The organism is Phaeobacter sp. LSS9 (assembly GCF_003443595.1).
GTDB lineage: Bacteria > Pseudomonadota > Alphaproteobacteria > Rhodobacterales > Rhodobacteraceae > Phaeobacter > Phaeobacter piscinae.
This window is the reverse complement of sequence record NZ_CP031956.1, coordinates 3,441,944-3,459,112: the sequence shown is the minus strand read 5'-3', so window position 1 is coordinate 3,459,112 and position 17,169 is coordinate 3,441,944. Positions and strand designations below refer to the sequence as shown.

Annotated in this window: 16 protein-coding genes; 8 read left to right on the top strand and 8 right to left on the bottom strand. The window is 62.2% G+C overall.

What is annotated here, in order from left to right; all coding sequences use genetic code 11:
* Positions 1-32 precede the first annotated feature (32 nt).
* A complete protein-coding gene (locus tag D1820_RS16435; RefSeq protein ID WP_254683331.1) occupies positions 33-1,973 on the top strand; it encodes a glycosyltransferase in 1,941 nt (646 codons plus the stop codon).
* A gap of 19 nt (positions 1,974-1,992) precedes the next feature.
* Here the strand turns inward: D1820_RS16435 and D1820_RS16430 are convergent, their stop codons facing one another.
* Positions 1,993-2,646: a GntR family transcriptional regulator gene (locus D1820_RS16430; protein ID WP_118069782.1), complete on the bottom strand. Its 654-nt coding sequence runs from the start codon at positions 2,644-2,646 to the stop codon at positions 1,993-1,995.
* Between the two features lie 178 nt (positions 2,647-2,824).
* On the opposite strand from D1820_RS16430, the gene D1820_RS16425 reads away from it, so the two are divergent.
* The 4 genes from D1820_RS16425 to D1820_RS16410 all read left to right on the top strand — a co-directional run bounded on the left by D1820_RS16425 (position 2,825) and on the right by D1820_RS16410 (position 5,895).
* Positions 2,825-3,466 carry a pyrimidine 5'-nucleotidase gene (locus D1820_RS16425; RefSeq protein WP_118069781.1) on the top strand — a complete coding sequence of 214 codons (642 nt, stop codon included), beginning with the start codon at positions 2,825-2,827 and terminating at the stop codon, positions 3,464-3,466.
* Positions 3,467-3,644: 178 nt separating this feature from the next.
* Positions 3,645-3,899 (top strand): hypothetical protein, encoded by a 255-nt coding sequence (locus tag D1820_RS16420; RefSeq protein WP_118069780.1) that lies wholly within the window; start codon positions 3,645-3,647, stop codon positions 3,897-3,899.
* A gap of 105 nt (positions 3,900-4,004) precedes the next feature.
* Positions 4,005-5,201: a UbiH/UbiF family hydroxylase gene (locus D1820_RS16415; RefSeq protein ID WP_118069779.1), complete on the top strand. Its 1,197-nt coding sequence runs from the start codon at positions 4,005-4,007 to the stop codon at positions 5,199-5,201.
* A gap of 1 nt (position 5,202) precedes the next feature.
* On the top strand, positions 5,203-5,895 hold the full coding sequence (locus D1820_RS16410) for a M50 family metallopeptidase (protein WP_118069778.1): 693 nt from the start codon (positions 5,203-5,205) through the stop codon (positions 5,893-5,895).
* A 1-nt stretch (position 5,896) separates the two neighbouring features.
* Here the strand turns inward: D1820_RS16410 and D1820_RS16405 are convergent, their stop codons facing one another.
* Positions 5,897-6,355 (bottom strand): Lrp/AsnC family transcriptional regulator, encoded by a 459-nt coding sequence (locus D1820_RS16405; RefSeq protein ID WP_040181596.1) that lies wholly within the window; start codon positions 6,353-6,355, stop codon positions 5,897-5,899.
* Entirely contained in the window at positions 6,352-6,807 is a 456-nt protein-coding gene (locus D1820_RS16400) for an Lrp/AsnC family transcriptional regulator (RefSeq protein WP_118069777.1), read from the bottom strand. The genes D1820_RS16405 and D1820_RS16400 overlap by 4 nt, the downstream gene beginning before the upstream one ends.
* A 134-nt stretch (positions 6,808-6,941) precedes the next feature.
* Between D1820_RS16400 and ilvC the strand changes: the two genes are divergently transcribed.
* The 3 genes from ilvC to D1820_RS16385 all read left to right on the top strand — a co-directional run bounded on the left by ilvC (position 6,942) and on the right by D1820_RS16385 (position 10,114).
* On the top strand, positions 6,942-7,964 hold the full coding sequence (gene ilvC / locus D1820_RS16395; RefSeq protein ID WP_096790211.1) for a ketol-acid reductoisomerase: 1,023 nt from the start codon (positions 6,942-6,944) through the stop codon (positions 7,962-7,964).
* Positions 7,965-8,205: 241 nt separating this feature from the next.
* Positions 8,206-9,132, top strand: a complete 927-nt coding sequence (locus D1820_RS16390; RefSeq protein ID WP_040181599.1) for a DMT family transporter — start codon at positions 8,206-8,208, stop codon at positions 9,130-9,132.
* A gap of 73 nt (positions 9,133-9,205) precedes the next feature.
* Positions 9,206-10,114, top strand: a complete 909-nt coding sequence (locus tag D1820_RS16385; RefSeq protein ID WP_118069776.1) for a DMT family transporter — start codon at positions 9,206-9,208, stop codon at positions 10,112-10,114.
* Between the two features lie 82 nt (positions 10,115-10,196).
* On the opposite strand, the gene glmM is transcribed toward D1820_RS16385, so the two are convergent.
* The 5 genes from glmM to D1820_RS16360 all read right to left on the bottom strand — a co-directional run bounded on the left by glmM (position 10,197) and on the right by D1820_RS16360 (position 17,026).
* Positions 10,197-11,543: a phosphoglucosamine mutase gene (glmM, locus tag D1820_RS16380; protein WP_118069775.1), complete on the bottom strand. Its 1,347-nt coding sequence runs from the start codon at positions 11,541-11,543 to the stop codon at positions 10,197-10,199.
* Between the two features lie 22 nt (positions 11,544-11,565).
* Positions 11,566-12,561, bottom strand: coding sequence for a dihydropteroate synthase (gene folP, locus D1820_RS16375; RefSeq protein ID WP_118069774.1), 996 nt, complete (start codon positions 12,559-12,561; stop codon positions 11,566-11,568).
* Positions 12,558-13,478, bottom strand: coding sequence for a dihydroneopterin aldolase (locus D1820_RS16370; RefSeq protein WP_040181954.1), 921 nt, complete (start codon positions 13,476-13,478; stop codon positions 12,558-12,560). Before D1820_RS16370 ends, folP begins: the two co-directional genes overlap by 4 nt.
* Positions 13,479-13,627: 149 nt before the next feature.
* On the bottom strand, positions 13,628-14,311 hold the full coding sequence (locus D1820_RS16365) for a cell wall hydrolase (RefSeq protein ID WP_118069773.1): 684 nt from the start codon (positions 14,309-14,311) through the stop codon (positions 13,628-13,630).
* A gap of 135 nt (positions 14,312-14,446) precedes the next feature.
* Positions 14,447-17,026, bottom strand: a complete 2,580-nt coding sequence (locus tag D1820_RS16360; protein WP_118070270.1) for a putative PEP-binding protein — start codon at positions 17,024-17,026, stop codon at positions 14,447-14,449.
* Between the last annotated feature and the right edge of the window lie 143 nt (positions 17,027-17,169).

Sequence of the window (17,169 nt, the reverse complement as noted above, 5' to 3'; positions counted from 1 at the left end):
TCCGAATCCATAACCGCATAAACTGTGCAGTTATGGTTGAACACAACCTCAGACTGATCGAGGCCGCGCGGCCCCTGATCCGGCGAGAGCGCCAAACGTCGTTTGAACGGCGTCTGGTTGAGCATCACGCCGTCAGCAAGGACCACCTGATGCGGGCGCTGGTTCTGCGCCAGCATCAGCGTGTTCCGATTGATCACATCCTTGTTTCCGAAGGGTGGGCCAGTCAGGAACAGGTTCTGGATGCGCTATCGTCCGAGCATGGGCTGCAACGGGTTGATCTGGGTGGTCACCGCCCCCAGGCGCGTCTGCTCGCGCGCAAACCCGCCCAGTTTTGGCTGCGTCGCTGTGCGCTGCCATATATGCAACTGGGGCAGACACTTGTGGTGGCGGTTGCGCATCCGGCCGGTCTGGCTGAGCTACAGCGCGATCTTGCGGAGAGTTTTGGCGACATCCGACCGGTCCTCGCCAGCGAGGCCCAGATCACCGAGTTGCTGACCGCTCATTTTCGCGATGATCTCGCCCGCCATGCCAGCGCCTGCGTGCCGCTGGCCTACAGTTGCCGCACCCTTGGCCAGCCGAACTGGCTTGGTGTGCCGCTCCTCATCGGGCTGGCGACCCTTGCACTTGTCACCATCATGCCGAGGGTGGTTTTCACCCTGCTGTGCGGTCTCGCCCTTTTGACACTGCTGCTGTTTGTGCTGCTGAAATGTGCCGGATTTTTGTCCCATCTTCAGGATCGACACCGGCAGCGCCTGCATCAAAAGACCCGATCACAGCCCAAGACACCGCTCCGCTCCGATCAGGTACTGGGGGGGCCAGCAACGCAGCAACGCTTGCCGCGGATCTCCGTTCTGGTGCCCCTCTACAAGGAGGCGGAGATTGGCCGCGCCCTGTTGCGACGCCTGTGTAAACTGACCTACCCGCGCAGCCTGCTGGAGATTCTGCTGGTCCTGGAAGAGGAAGACGAGGTCACCCGCAATGCCATTCGCTGCGCCGATCTGCCGGATTGGTTCCGGGTGATCGAGGTGCCCGCCCACGGCGGCCTCACCACCAAACCGCGGGCCATGAACTACGCGCTGAACTACTGCCGGGGTGAAATCATCGGCGTTTGGGACGCCGAGGATGCACCGGACCCTGAGCAGCTGGAGCAGGTCGCCCGCGCCTTTGCCCAAGGGGACAATGATCTGGCCTGCCTGCAGGGCGCGCTGGATTACTACAACCCCGGTCAAAACTGGATATCGCGCTGCTTCACGCTTGAATACGCCAGCTGGTTCCGCATCGTGCTGCCGGGCATCGCGCGCCTCGGTCTGGTGGTCCCACTGGGCGGCACCACACTTTTTATTCGCCGCGACATACTTGAACAACTGGGCGGCTGGGACGCCCATAACGTGACCGAGGATGCCGATCTTGGCGTCCGGCTCTGCCGCCTTGGCTACCGCACAGAGATGCTGCCCACCACCACCTATGAGGAGGCAAACTGCCGTCCCTGGGCGTGGGTCAAGCAACGATCACGCTGGCTGAAGGGCTTCATGGTCACCTATCTGGTCCATATGCGCCGCCCCGCCGTCCTGGCGCGGCAACTGGGCTGGCGGCAATTTCTTGGCTTGCAGGCGTTCTTCCTCGGCACGGTCGGTCAGTTCCTGCTGGCGCCCTGCCTCTGGACCTTCTGGCTGATCACCCTGGGGTTCGACCATCCCAGCACGCCACTGCTGCCTGCCGGGGGGCCCTATCTGGCTGCTGCCGTATTGGTATTTTTCGAGTTGCTGGGCATCACGATCGGGATCACCGCTGCCTTCGCCAGCGGACGGCGCTGGCTGGCGCTCTGGGCGCCCAGCATGATCCTGTATTTCCCGATGGGGGTGATCGCCGTTTACAAGGCGCTTTATGAGCTGATCTTCAAACCGTTTTTCTGGGACAAGACGGCGCATGGGCAATCACAGAAATCCCGCAAAACACCGCTCCCCCGAACATAGGGTGAGGGCAGCGGGCGCCCTACCCCTTGCTGCGATCGCCAGCGTCCTGTTTCAACCGTGTCATGAAGGCCACCGAAATATGATCCTTCAGCGCCCGGCCGGCGGCCTCTTCGTCGCGCCGCTCAATGGCGCTCACAATGCTCTTATGCTCCGCCTGCGCAATCCGACCCCGCCCCTCCGCGGCGAGTGATGTGGTTGCCATCAGCGCCATGGTGCGATGCACGAGGTTCAGCTGCTGCACCAGATACCGATTGTGGGAGGCCAGATGGATCTGCTCATGAAAGCGACGGTTCGCCTTGGCCAGCTCCGTCGGATTGTCGACAAAGGCATCATCCGAGGCGACCATTTCCTGCAGCACCCGGATTTCTTCTTCGGTGGCATGCCGCGCCGCAAGGCTGGCGGCCAGCCCTTCCAGCTCACGCCGCACCACATACAGCTCCGCCATCTGGTTATGGTCCAGCGAGGCAACAATCAGCGACCGCCCGTCACGTTCCAGCAGCGACTGCGTCTCCAGCCGCTGCAAGGCCTCCCGGATCGGGGTGCGTGACACACCAAATCGTTCCGCAAGGTCGCTTTCGACCAGACGGTCACCGGGGCGATAGACCCCGACATCAATGGCTTCAAGGATCAGCGCATAAGCGTCGGTCTGGCTGGTACTGCGAGGAAGGCTCATGTCGATCCTTGGATTGTTGCTCCCCGATGTCTACAGGCCTCGCCGCTGTGCAATCAACCCCGCCCCGGCCAAGCGGTTAAGATCGCGTGGTGTATTCCAGTCAAGGATCGCGTTTCGACCACATCTATTCCACCGGCGATGCTTGCAATCGCATAGGTCGCGGCCTAGGTCCCTCGCCATGGTATCGCAATCTTTCTCTCACGTCCGCCACTGGGTGTTCGACCTCGACAACACCCTCTATCATCCATCTGCCCGGCTGTTTGACCAGATTGAGGTCAAGATGACGGATTATGTCATGTCCGCCCTTGGCGTTGACCAGCAAATGGCCAACAAGCTGCGCGACGACTATTGGCGCGAGCATGGCACCACCCTTGCGGGGTTGATGGCACATCATGATCTGGATCCAGATCCGTTCCTGCTGGAGGTCCACGATATCAACTTCGATCAGCTGGAGCCGGACGCCCTGCTGGCTGAGCGGATCAAGACCCTGCCCGGCAAACGGATCATCTATACCAATGGCACCGCGCCTTATGCCGAGCAGGTGCTGGCCGCGCGGGGGCTTGAGGGCTGTTTTGACGACATCTACGGCGTTGAACACGCCAACTATCGCCCCAAGCCGGAGCGCCAGGCTTTTGACATCATCTTTGCCAAGGCCGGCATCGACACAGCAAAGGCCGCGATGTTTGAGGATGATCCACGCAACCTGCAGGCCCCGCATGATCTGGGCATGCGGACCGTCCATGTCGCGCCCGAGGCAACACCCGGCGCGCATATCCACCATCATACCGATGATCTGACCGGGTTTCTCGGCCTGCTCTGAGCACCGGTGCCACCACACACAGCCCCGGCTGCGCATCCTGTCGCACCCCTGTGGCGCGCCGCCGCACCGCTCTTTTGCCGGGGCTGATAAGGTATATATGGCTGGCATCTTTGATGCGCGTCCGTGGCGTCCCGCTGCCACGATCCGCGCGGATTGCTCAGACTGAGGATGCCGCCCAATGAACGACATGACTTTTGACCACGCCCAGCAGCAAACTGCGCCAACGATGGCCGCCCCCGCTGCTCCATCCCCTGTGACACCCTCTGACAGCCGCGATCAGGCCAATGCGACGAAGGCCCTGCTGGCCATTCTGCTCTATGTGCTGCTCTGGGGGCTGGCCGTCGCCATCTGGGGCCTGCCGGCGCTGTTCCTGCCTGCGGTCGCCAAAACAGCGATCATGTTCGTGATCCTGCTAAGCATCACCCGCGGCTAGATCTGCGCAGACGCAGTCGACGGCGCCGCCAAAAGGGACAGTATGTCGCTTGTCATTCCGATCATCACCAGCCTATCTCAGAAGCAGAGACGAAAGGCAGGTTCCATGGCTGACAGTTGCGACATTCTGATTTCCGGTGGCGGCATCGCTGGGCTGACCGCTGCGGCGACACTGGGGGCTGCCGGTTTCAAGGTGATCTGCGTCGACCCGACGCCGCCCGTGACGCTGCGCGACGATGCCGGGGCCGATCTGCGCACCACCGCGATCCTGCAACCGGCCAAGGCACTGCTGCAAAAGGCGGGGATCTGGGCACGGCTCGACAGCCACGCCGCCCCGCTGGAGATTATGCGGATCATTGATGCAGGCGGCGCTGAGCCCGTGGCCCGCGTCACCAAGGATTTCAAATCTGCCGACATCTCCGATCAACCGTTTGGCTGGAACCTGCCCAACTGGCTCCTGCGCCGCGAACTTCTGGCGCGTCTTGATGACCTCGATACCGTGGATTTCCGCCCCGGTCTTGGTACCAGTAACCTGTTCACGCGCACAAACGCCGCACAGGTCACCCTGAGTGACGGCACCTGCGTCACCGCCCGCCTGGTGCTGGCCTGTGATGGGCGCGACAGCCCCATGCGACGCGCGGCGGGCATCTCCGTGCGAACAACCCGTTACGGGCAGAAAGCGCTGGCGTTTGCCGTCACACACGCGCAGCCACATCAAAACGTCTCGACCGAAATCCATCGCTCTGGCGGACCATTCACACTGGTGCCGCTGCCGGATCACAACGGCCAGCCCTCGTCCGCCATTGTCTGGATGGAACGCGGCCCACGGGCGCAGGCGCTGCGGCGCATGGATGTGGACGCTTTTGAGGCTGAAATGAACCGGCGCAGCTGCGGCGTCCTGGGACAGCTGCGGCTTGCCTCCCGCCGCAGCATCTGGCCCATCATCAGCCAATCAGCCGCCCGCATGACTGGCGAACGCCTGGCCCTGATGGCAGAGGCCGCCCATGTGGTGCCGCCCATCGGGGCGCAGGGTCTGAACATGTCGCTGGGCGATCTGCGCGTGCTGCTGGATTTGGCGCAGGCCCGTCCCGAAGGGCTGGGTGATGCTGCCATGCTCGACAGCTACCACAAGGCCCGCCACAGCGATATTCTGATGCGGGTGAAGGGGATCGACCTGTTGAACCGGACCTCCATGCTGACCCCGCGTCCGCTGCGTGATCTGCGCGCCTTTGGGCTCAATGCGCTCTACTCCATGGCACCGGTGCGCAAAACGCTCATGCAGATGGGGCTGGGTGTCAAATAGGATGCAAGTTCTTCGGCGTGTGATCACAGGACATTGGCAGCTGATCTGCCTGACGCTGGTGATCGTGCTGCTCTGGTCCACACCAGCTGTGTTGCCGCTGCGTATCCTGACCGTCTTCCTGCATGAAACATCTCATGCCATTGTCACCCTTGCCACCGGCGGTGAGGTTCTCAATCTCACCATAGACCCCTATGAGGGCGGCAGCGTGACCGCGCGGGGTGGCAACCGCTTTCTGATGCTGTCAGCCGGGTATACCGGTTCGCTGCTCATTGGGGCTGCGTTGTTTGTCATCGCCCTGCGCACCGATTGGGATCGTAGAATCCTCGCTCTGTTTGGGGCACTCACGCTGCTTGTTGCGGCCATCTATATCCGTGATCTCTTCGCGCTGGTCTTCACCCTGACGACAGGCGTGTTGATGTTGGCCACCGCGCGCTATCTCAGCCTTGCCGTCAATGACCTGATCCTGCGGATTATCGGCATCAGCAGCATGATTTATGCGCCGCTTGATATCTGGGACGATACAATCGCGCGCTCTTACCTGCGCTCCGACGCCCGTATGATGGCGGAGGAAATCGGCGGAACGACCGTCATTTGGGGTGGTCTCTGGCTGGTGATCAGCCTCGCAGTGATTGGCGTGACGCTTCGATACGGGCTTGGTCGATCCAGCAATATCTCCCTGCGCCGCAGCCTCTAGGCTAGCCCAGCGGACCGGGCCTGCGTTCCTCGCTCAGCAGGACGTTTGCATCCACACTGCCCACGCCGGGCAGGGTCATCACCCGCCGCCGCAGCACCCGCTCAAAATCGGCAATATCGCGGGCAGTGACCCGCAGGCGGTAATCATACATGCCCAGAATATGCTCCACCGTCTGCACCTCAGGAATGGCGGACACCGCGCGTTCGAAATCTTCCAGCGACACGCGCCCCTTGGTGGCCAGCTTGATGCCCAGAAAAACTGTCACACCAAACCCCAGCTTGCCTGCATCCAGCTCCAGTTTGCGCCCTGTGATGATGCCGGCCTCCTGCAACCGGCGAATGCGCCGCCACGTGGCTGGCTGGCTAAGGCCCAGCTCGCGCCCCAAAGCACCCGCAGACTGCGTCGCATCCTGCCCAAGCGCGCGCAACAGCGCGTGATCAATCTCATCCAGCGCCATCATATCGGCAGCGCCTCGTCCGATTTGATCCGCGCCACATGCATCAGTGCCTCGATATCGGTGATATGCGGCAGGGTCAGGATCGCAGCGCGGTAAATCTGCTGGTAATGCGGCATGTCCCGCGCAATCACCGAAAGCCGCACATCCACCTGCCCCAGAAAGGTCTGGATCTCCAGCACCTCAGGAATCTCGCGTGCGGCGGGGATAAACTCATCAAAGGCCCGTGAATTGGTCTTGTCCAGCGTGATCCGCAGGGAAACTTCGACCTCATAGCCCAAGGCACGCCAGTCAATCACTGCACGCTGCCCCAGCAGGATCCCACTCTCGCGCAGCTTCTCCAGCCGCCGGGACAGCCGCGAGGCCGTAAGGCCGAGGCGGTCCCCCAAATCCGGCAGCGATTGTTCCGGGTCCGCCTGCAGGTGGCGAAGTATGCGTCGGTCAAGGTCATCAAGCATGAATCTTATGCTATATCATTTTTTGACGAATAACCATTGCACATTTTTGGTGATTTTCACTCACATCAGGGCTACTTTGCCTGCCAACACGCCTTATGATGCCCTCAAACACGAAACAAAAGGACGATGATATCATGCGTGTATACTATGACCGCGACTGCGACGTTAACCTGATCAAGGACAAGAAAGTGGCCATTCTGGGCTACGGCTCCCAGGGTCACGCCCACGCGCTGAACCTGCGCGACTCTGGCGCCAAAAACCTCGTCGTTGCTCTGCGCGAAGGCTCCCCCTCCGCCAAGAAAGCCGAAGGCGAAGGCCTGCAGGTCATGGGTATCGCAGAAGCGGCGGCCTGGTGTGACGTGATCATGTTCACCATGCCCGACGAACTGCAGGCAGAGACCTACAAGAAATACGTCCACGACAACATCAAGCCGGGTGCGGCCATCGCATTTGCCCACGGCCTGAACGTCCACTTCGGCCTGATTGAGCCGAAAGAAGGCGTCGACGTCATCATGATGGCCCCGAAAGGCCCCGGCCACACCGTGCGTGGCGAATACACCAAAGGCGGCGGCGTGCCCTGCCTCGTGGCTGTTGACACCGACGCCACCGGCAAGGCGCTGGAAATCGGTCTGTCCTACTGCTCCGCCATCGGCGGTGGCCGCTCCGGCGTCATCGAAACCAATTTCCGTGAAGAATGCGAAACCGACCTCTTCGGTGAGCAGGCCGTTCTCTGCGGCGGCCTGGTTGAGCTGATCCGCTGCGGTTTCGAGACCCTGGTCGAAGCCGGCTATGCCCCGGAAATGGCCTATTTCGAATGTCTGCACGAAGTGAAGCTGATCGTTGACCTGATCTATGAAGGCGGCATCGCCAACATGGACTACTCGATCTCCAACACTGCCGAGTACGGCCAGTACGTCACCGGTCCGCGCATCCTGAAGTATGACGAAACCAAAGCCCGCATGAAAGCGGTTCTGGACGACATCCAGCAAGGTAAATTCGTGCGCGACTTCATGCTGGAAAACCAGGTTGGTCAGCCCACCCTGAAAGCCTCCCGCCGTGCCAATGACGAGCACCTGATCGAAGAAACCGGCGCCAAGCTGCGCGGCATGATGCCGTGGATCTCGGCCGGCAAGATGGTCGACAAAGAAAAGAACTAAGGCGCCCGCGGAACCCTCCGCAGCCTTTTCCTCTGCTGGGCGCTCCGATTTGGGGCGCCCTTTTTATTCAGAAAATCATTTTCCAATCCTGCCGCCCGGCCGATAGGCCCGGCAGCGCCCGACCCTCCCCACGGGAGGGCGCTTCGCACCCTCCCAGGGTCAGGCGCCGCCCTCCCCGACTTGTCAGCAGCAGCGCAGTTTTCCGGCAAACCGGCAAGCTGCCAGTGATTGAGGTTTTGTGATGAGCGACTCCCCCGGCACCACCAACTGGGCCAAGCTTCTGTTTCTTGGTGTGATCTGGGGCGCCTCCTTCATGGCGGTGTCGCTGGCACTGCGGGGCTTTCCGCCAATGACCATCGCCGCGCTCAGAATCCTGATCGGCGCGCTGTGTCTGCTCGCTGTCATCAGGGCCATGGGCATCGCCCTGCCCTCGCTGCGCACATCTGATGGCCGGATTATCTGGGCCTGCGCTTTCGGCATGGGGTTCTTCAGCAACGCCCTACCCTTCACCCTGCTCAGCTGGGGGCAAACCTACGTGGCCAGCGGCTTTGCCGGGGTGTGCATGGCTGTGGTGCCATTGTTTGTGCTGCCGCTGGCACACCTTCTGGTGCCCGGCGAATATATGACCCTGCGTCGTACCATCAGCTTCCTGATCGGCTTTGCCGGCGTGGTGGTGCTGATTGGCCTTGATGCCTTTCGCTCTGCTGGCACAGATTTTGAATCCCTTGCCCGGCTGGCCTGCCTCGGCGCGTCGCTGTGCTACGCCATCGGCTCAATCATCACCCGGCTCTGTCCGCAGGTGAACATGCTGTCCCTCTCCGCTGCGGCTCTCCTCTGCGGTGCTGCAATGATGACCCCCGCCGCGCTCTGGGCCGAAGGTGTGCCGGAGCTGCCCGCCATGCAGCCGCTCGCCGCCGTGATCTACCTCGGCCTGCTGCCCACCGCCCTTGCTCAGGTGCTGCTGGTTCAGGTCGCCCGCAGCGCAGGCCCGGCGTTCCTCTCAACCGTGAACTATCAGGTGCCCGTCTGGTCGGTGGTCTTCGGCGCGGCCCTCTTGGGTGAAACCCTGCCGCCGCAACTCTTTGCCGCCTTGGCGCTGATCCTCGGAGGTCTCCTTCTCAGCCGCAACCGCCGTGCGCGCGGCCTGCCCGTGAAACCACTTCGATAGATAACAAAGCAATTGCCATTGACCCCACCTGCCCGGCGGGGTCTTGTCGCGCGGTGAACCGGCGGAGGACCCCATGCCCAACATCGCACCGCGCTATTGGCTGATGATCGCCATCCTCGGCTTTGTCTGGGGCGGAACATTCCTGCTGATCAAGCTTGCGCTAGAGGGCACGACCCCATTCTGGCTGGCCGCCAGCCGCATCTGTTTTGCCGCCCTATTGCTAACGGCGATCTGGGGTGTGCGCGGCTTCAAACTGTTCAAATCCGAGGCAAACTGGCCCTCGCTGACCCTCATCGGCATCCTCAGCACCGCCCTGCCCTTCATGCTCATCTCATGGGGACAGCAGCATGTCTCCTCTGGCTTCACTGGCGTCAGCATGGCCGCCATTCCGCTGATGGTGCTGCCGCTGGCGCATGTCTTTATCCCGGGTGAGCAAATGACCCTGCGCCGCGTGATCGGGTTTGCCATCGGCTTTGCCGGGGTGGCGGTCCTGCTGGGCAGCACCGCGTTTGAAAGCAGCGGCGCAGCACTTGAAGGCTATGGTCGTGCCGCCTGTCTTGCGGCGGCCGCCTGCTACTCGGTCAGCTCCATCCTGACACGTCGGCTGCCGCCGGTGGATCCATTGGGGCTGGCGGCCATCCTGCTGCTCATCGGGTCCGCGCTCATTATCCCCGTCGCCTGGCTGGCTGAGGGGCCGCCGGTGATCCCTGACACCCGCACGCTGTTTATCGCAGCGGTCCTCGGCCTGATCCCAACCGCCGCCGCAAATCTCTTGCGCGTGATCGTGGTCCGCGAGGCGGGCCCCACCTTCATGACACTGACGAATTATCAGGTGCCGGTCTGGGCCGTGGTGCTGGGCGCCGTCTTTCTGGGCGAAGAGTTGCCGCCCGCGATGCTGATCGCGCTGCTGCTGATCCTCAGCGGCCTGTGCATCAGCCAGTTTGGCGCCCTGACACGGCTATTCGGGCGCACAGGAAAATAGCCCACAGACTAAAAAACGCCCGCCAGCTGACAAATCAGCGGCGGGCCATTCCTGTGTTTCGTATCGCAATCCAGAGACCGTTCTAGGTCGCGACCGCTGCCTCAACCGCAGCAACCACACTATCCACCGTTGCCGTCAGCATCTCGGTGTCTTCGCACTCAGCCATCACCCTAACCAGCGGTTCAGTGCCTGATTTACGGATCAACAGACGACCCTGTTCGGCCAGCGTTTCCTCTGCCACCTTGATCGCCGTCTGGACCTGATCGCTCTCCAGTGGCGTCTGGCCGGCGGCAAAGCGGACGTTTTTCAACAGCTGCGGCACCGGTGTAAATTGCTGCGCAAGCTGAGAGGCCGGTTTATCAGCGCGCACCATCTCGGCCAGGAAATGCAGCCCAGCCATCAACCCGTCACCGGTGGTGGCATAATCCGTCATCACGATATGGCCGGATTGCTCACCACCAAGGTTGAACCCGCCCTCGCGCATCCGCTCCACCACATAGCGGTCGCCGACAGCCGTGCGCTGAAGGTCGATGCCCCGCGCCGCAAGATGACGCTCCAGCCCAAGGTTCGACATGACGGTCGACACCAGCGCATCCCCCGCCAGCACACCGTCCTCAGCCCAGCGTGTTGCCAACAGCGCCATCAACTGATCACCGTCAGCCACCTTGCCGGTCTCATCGATCAGGATCACCCGGTCCGCATCACCATCCAGACAGATGCCAACATGGGCACCATGAGCGACAACGGTCTCCGCCGCCGTGCCCGGATGGGTCGATCCGCAATCGCGGTTGATATTGGTGCCATCCGGTGAAACCCCCACCGGGATCACCTCCGCGCCCAGCTCCCACAGGATCTCAGGCGCGGCCCGGTGCGCCGCCCCATTGGCGCAATCAATCACGACCTTCAGCCCATCAAGACGGATATCACGCGGCAGGGAGCTCTTGACCCGCTCGCCATACCGAAACCGCGCATCATCAATCCGTTTGGCGCGCCCGATGTTCTGTGCCTGCGCAGGCTCAACACCCGCTTCGATCAGGGCTTCCAGCTCCATCTCAACGGTGTCGGACAGTTTGAACCCATCGGGGCCGAAAAACTTGATGCCATTGTCCGCCGCCGGATTGTGGCTGGCAGAAATCATCACGCCCAGATCAGCCCGCATCGACCGTGTCATTAGGCCAACGGCCGGGGTCGGCACCGGGCCAAGCAGCAGCACATTCATCCCGGTCGAGGTCAGCCCTGCCGTCAGCGCGCTTTCGAACATATAACCGGACAGGCGGGTATCCTTGCCAATCACGACCCGGTGCACACCGGAGGCATCGCGCCGGAAATACCGGCCCACGGCAGCGCCGATGCGCAGTGCCATATCTGCAGTCATAGGATGAATATTGGCAGTGCCGCGCACGCCATCAGTGCCAAAGAATTTGCGCATATCAGCCCTTTCGGTCGGGGTCTTATCGGACGGCCTGCCACAGGCGAACCGCCTGCGCCGTCTCAGCAACATCATGCACCCGCAGGAATTGCACGCCTTGGGCCAGGGCTGCAAGCCCTACCGCGATGGATCCAGGCGCACGGGCGGCGGCATCCGGCTCATGACCCAGTTTGCCAATGAACCCCTTGCGAGAAACGCCCAGCAGGATCGGGCAGCCAAGGCTGTGAAACAGACTAAGGTTTCGCAACAGGGTCAGATTGTGCTCCAGCGTTTTGCCAAAGCCGATGCCGGGATCGATCACGATCTGCTCACGTACCACGCCGATATCCTCCAGCCGGTCAATCTGCGCCTTGAGGAAATCATAAACGTCGAGCAACACGTTATCATAGGTAGGACTGTCCTGCATCGTCGCGGGATCGCCCTGCGCATGCATGATACAGGCGGGCACCCCGGCCTGCGCCGTCAGTGGCGCCAGCGCCGGATCAAAGGTAAAGCCGGACACATCATTGGTGAGGCTCGCGCCAGCCTCCAGCGCCTCGGCCAGCACCACTGCCTTGCGGGTGTCGATGGAAATCGGAACCTGCGACCCGGCACGGATCGCGGCAATCACCGGCGCGGTGCGGCGGATTTCCTCCTCCTCAGGCACAAGCTCGGCGCCGGGACGGGTGGATTCGCCGCCAACATCAATAATACTGGCCCCATCCGCCACCATCTGAAGCGCAGCTGCGCAGGCCGTGCCGACTTCATCATGCTGGCCGCCGTCGGAAAAACTGTCTGGCGTTACATTCAGAATGCCCATGATCTGTGGCTGGGTCATATCCAGCCCGGCAATCGTCGCCCGCCGTGCCGTCAGCCTGTGCCGCACATCCTCGGGCAGCAGCCCCGCGGGCATCAGCCGTGGCGGTGCGCCGCGGTCCAGCACTTCGACTTGGGTAAACCAAAGAGCGCCACTGATCAGCGACAATGCTCCCTCGGGGCGGTTTTCCCCGTGCTGAACCAGCGGTCGGTAATAACTCACAGTTGGGTCTGCTCCACATCCACAGCGCGCAGTGGCACCCCCGGATTGTCAGGCAGTGCAGCGCCAATCACGATCATTTCGCCAGCCTCGAATGTGGCGGCGAACCACGCAGCCAACGCCACCGCTTCCGAAGGCGCAGCCGAAGGGCCATCTACCGCATCCAAAACGATTTTTGACGGTGCCCAGACGCAAATCTGCCCGTTTTTCATGGCCCAGTCCAGCTCTGTCCGCGTGGAAACCACAACGCAGCGGTCATCCTTTGCGGCCAGCCGCCAAGCGTTCTGTTCAATGGCCAGCAGATCAATCCGCCGCTGGGTCCATTTGTGACCCGTTTGCGGTGTTGCCAGCTCATGCGCGCCGACACAAAGGATCAGCGGACGCTGGCGGCACTGCATCTGGTCAATCCAACCACTCAACCCGTCGCTGTCGATGGCGCTGTTGGACAGATACATCAGCCTTGGATGCGGGCGCTCTTCGCTGTCCACCTCGCTGGCAACCTGATCGCGCGCGCGCACAATCTCGACGCCCAACGCACCGGGGCCTCGGTCCAACTTTTCGATCCGCACAAAGGCGCGCACCGCCTGCGGTTCCAGAAGGATCCGCTCCGCAACCCGCTCCGCCAGAGTTTCCAGCAGGTTCAACCGCTCTTCCGACAACTCATGCGCGATCGCCTCAGTCACACGATCATAGGACAGGATGCGGTCGACATCGTCGTCCAGATCCGCCGGCAGCGGCGCAATTTCGACAACCACGTTGAAGCAGATCCGCTGGGTCGTGCCGCGCTCCGCCTGAAAGGCGCCGATCTCGACCTCTACCGTATGATCCCGAAGCGAAATCCGGTCCAACGGTCCACGCGAGGCCGTGGCCTCCGACCGTTCCGAAGGGTGCGCAAATGCGAGACGAATTTCTGACGACATGACGAACGGGCCCCTGAACTGGCTATCTGGCGGTGAGGTTCCAGCATAAACATGCGGCGCCCGCATAACAGGCCTTCATGCGCCATACCAGTGGCCGAAAGCGGCGCTGCCGAGATTTCCGCCCCGGCAGCCAAGCCCCAAAACACGCCTTAGTTGTTCAATGCGGTCCGGAACCGGTCATCACGGTAGAACAGATGAACGCCGATCCGCGCGGTCTTGGTGAAGCTTTTGCTCCAGCGCGGGCGCACCGCCGTGGTGTGATAATAGGTGGCGCCATCGGTGATCCCGGTGGTTGCCCCGTCCATTACCAGACGCGCCACTTTTGAGACCCGCTCAAACGCCGTCTTTTCGCGGATCACTTCCTTGTGGCCATCACAGGTGTAGGTAAACTGGCACTGGTATTTGCGACCTGTGCCCTGATTGATCACCGCGCAGAGACTATTGGGAAACTGCGAGGATTTGACCCGGTTCATGATCACCTCGGCGACGGCAAACTGCCCCTTCACGGTCTCGCCCCGCGCCTCAAAGTAGAGCGCTTCAGCAAGACAGGCGAAATTGTCGCCCCCTTTGGCGGCAGGAACACTGTCCAGCCAGGCCGTGGTGAATTTAACTTCGGTCGGCTTGGACTTCTTGTCCGAGCGGCTGAAGTTGAAAAAATTGTTCAAACGCCCCGTTGGCACGGCGTTCAGGGTGGATTGCTCACGTTTGAACAGCGCGTCCAAACCAGAATCCGCATATACATCTTTGGCCGCTGCCAAGGCGGCAGCAAACACGGCAGCTACTGTCAGAATCTTCATCAGGGTATCCCCACTAGAAAGGTCGCGCACGGCCATCCCAACGTCACGCGATCGCACCTCCTAGTGGAAATCCCTGCAAACGTCCAGCGACGGGACAGCGCACCCCGCTGACCGCTGGGTAGGCGTCAATCCGCCCGCATATCCTGCGACTGAGAAAGCCCCTTGTTTTCCTTAGGACTTTAAGGATTCGCGTGGAGATTTTCCGGTTTGGCTGGAAATCGCCAATTGCGCTGCAGCAAGCCGCGCCACAGGCACCCGGAACGGGGAACAGGAGACGTAATCGAACCCTGCTTCGCGGCAAAACGCAATCGATTCGGGGTTGCCGCCATGCTCCCCACAGATCGACAGCGTGATATCCGGGTTTTCCGCCCGCCCCCGCTGCACCCCCAGTTTCAGCAGCTCGCCCACACCATCGGTGTCCAGCACGTGAAACGGATCCTCGGGAAAGACCCCCTGATTGACATAGGCCGACATGAACCGCCCGGCGTCATCGCGTGACATGCCGTAGGTCATCTGTGTCAGATCGTTGGTTCCGAAGCTAAGGAACGCCGTATGCGGTGAAATTTCACCGGCCCGCAGCGCCGCGCGCGGCGTCTCCACCATTACGCCAAGACGATAGGCGAAATCCTCACCCCGTTCGGCCTTCACCGCCAGCGCCACCGCATCAATGCGCGCCTTCACCAGCTCCACCTCGCGCTTGGCAGAGACGAGCGGGATCATGATCTCCGGCACCACCGGCTCACCTTCCTTGGACGCATCAAGCGTCGCCTCAAAGATGGCGCGCGCCTGCATGTCGTAAATCTCCGGCACCGTCACCCCCAGCCGTACGCCGCGCAGGCCCAGCATGGGGTTGTATTCTTCCATCTCTTCAACCCGCCGGGTCACATCGCTCACCGGGATGCCCAGCGCCTCAGACAGTTCACGCTGTCCGGATTTGGAGGTCGGAAGGAATTCATGCAACGGCGGGTCAAACAGCCGGATACAGACCGGCAACCCTTCCATGATGCGGAACAGCGCAAAGAAATCCTCCTGCTGCATCGGCAAAAGCCGCGCCAGCACCGCCGCCCGCCCCTCCGAGGTTTCGGCAAAGATCATCTCCCGCATCACCGTCAACCGACCGGGATCAAAGAACATATGCTCGGTACGGCACAGCCCGATCCCTTGCGCATTGAACTTGCGCGCAGTTTCAGCATCTTCCGGCGTATCCGCATTGGCGCGGATGCCAATGTCGCGCACCTCATCTGCCCAGGTCAGCAATGTCTGGAACGCCCCATCTTCCGCCGCCTCCAGCATCTCTGGCTGCCCGGCCAGAACCTCGCCGCTGCTGCCATCAATCGTAATGGTATCGCCACGCGTCAATACACGCCCGTCCGTCGCAACCAACTGTTTGCGTTTGCTGTGAAATTTGAGGTTGGAGGCGCCCACGATACAGGGCAGCCCCAGCCCCCGGCCAATCACCGCCGCATGGCTGGTGATGCCGCCCCGTTCCGTCAGCACCCCAACCGCGGCGTGCATGCCGCGCACATCCTCGGGGGAGGTTTCGCGCCGCACCAGAATGCACGGCTCGCCCCGCGCCGCACTGGCCTGCGCCTCCGCCGCCGTAAACACCAGCCGCCCGGTGGCCGCACCGGGGCTGGCGGCAATGCCATGGCCAATCACGTCACGGGTCGCATCCGGGGCCACCTGCCGGTGCAGCAGCTCGGTCAAGATATGGGCATCCACCCGCATGATCGCTTCCGCACGCGGGATGATACCATCCTCCGCCAACGCCACCGCGATCCGCACCGCCGCTTGCGCCGACCGGGTGACGCGCACCCCGTCAAGGATATGCACCGCGCCGCTGACGATCACAAATTCCACCTGCATTTCCTCACGCAGGCGCTGCCGCATCAGCCGCGCGTGGGATTTCAGATCGGCAAAGGCTTCCGGCGCAGAGTCCTCCAGCGAGGGCCCGCGCGGATCCTGCTCCAGAAACAGCGCCTCGGCCCCAGCCCCCAGCGCATCGCGCCCCTGGCTCTGGCTCAGGTAGCGCCCGGTGATCTGCGGCTGGCCGGTCTTGGTATTCACCAGTTGCAACACGCCCGAGCCGCATTCGCCCTGACCAAACCCCGGCACCATTTCCTGCACCACCAGCCCCAGCCCCGCATCTGCAGGCGCGCCCTTGGCCTGTCGCAACAACCGCGCCGAGGTGCCCTCCCAGGCCCGCGCCATGGAGCGCAGCACCGCCGCCAGCTGCTCCGCCGGATTCTGCGGAAACGGCTCATCCGTCTCCGCCTCATAGGCATGCAGAACTTCACTCAGTGCATCCGGCCCGCCGTCCTCGACATCGTCAAACACATCCGGGTCCAGCCGCGCCACATGCACCGCATAGGACTGCACAAACCGCAGATAGAGCGCCGCCGCGCCGTCACGCCCCAGACTGTCGCAAAGGTCAACATAGCGCGCGTCATTCATGCCAATGTTCAGGATCGCACCGGGTCCGCCCCAATCCGGGTCCTGTGACGAGGGCCGCACGCAAAGCAGCGCATCCGCTGGAAACGCCTCAACAATCGCCGCCATATCGGGCATCTCGCCCTGGGCAATGCCATGCACCGCCTGAAACGACAACGCCACGGTCCGCGGCACCGGAAGATCCAACCGCACCAGCCGTTGCAGACATTTCGCCCGCCCGCCATGGGTGGAATTGGCAATTGGCGCCACCGGGGTGATCAACAGCGAATCCGGCGCTTCATTCTGTGGCGTCTGGGCCATGTCCTGATCATCTTTCTGCACTGCGGCGCCTTTCCTTTGCCATGCAGCATAGCCGCGTCCCCGGTTCCCGCAAGAAAAAGCACGGCCGCCACGCAGCACCCCCCCGAAAAAGCAGAAAACCCGGCGCGCCCCTCAGGTCGCGC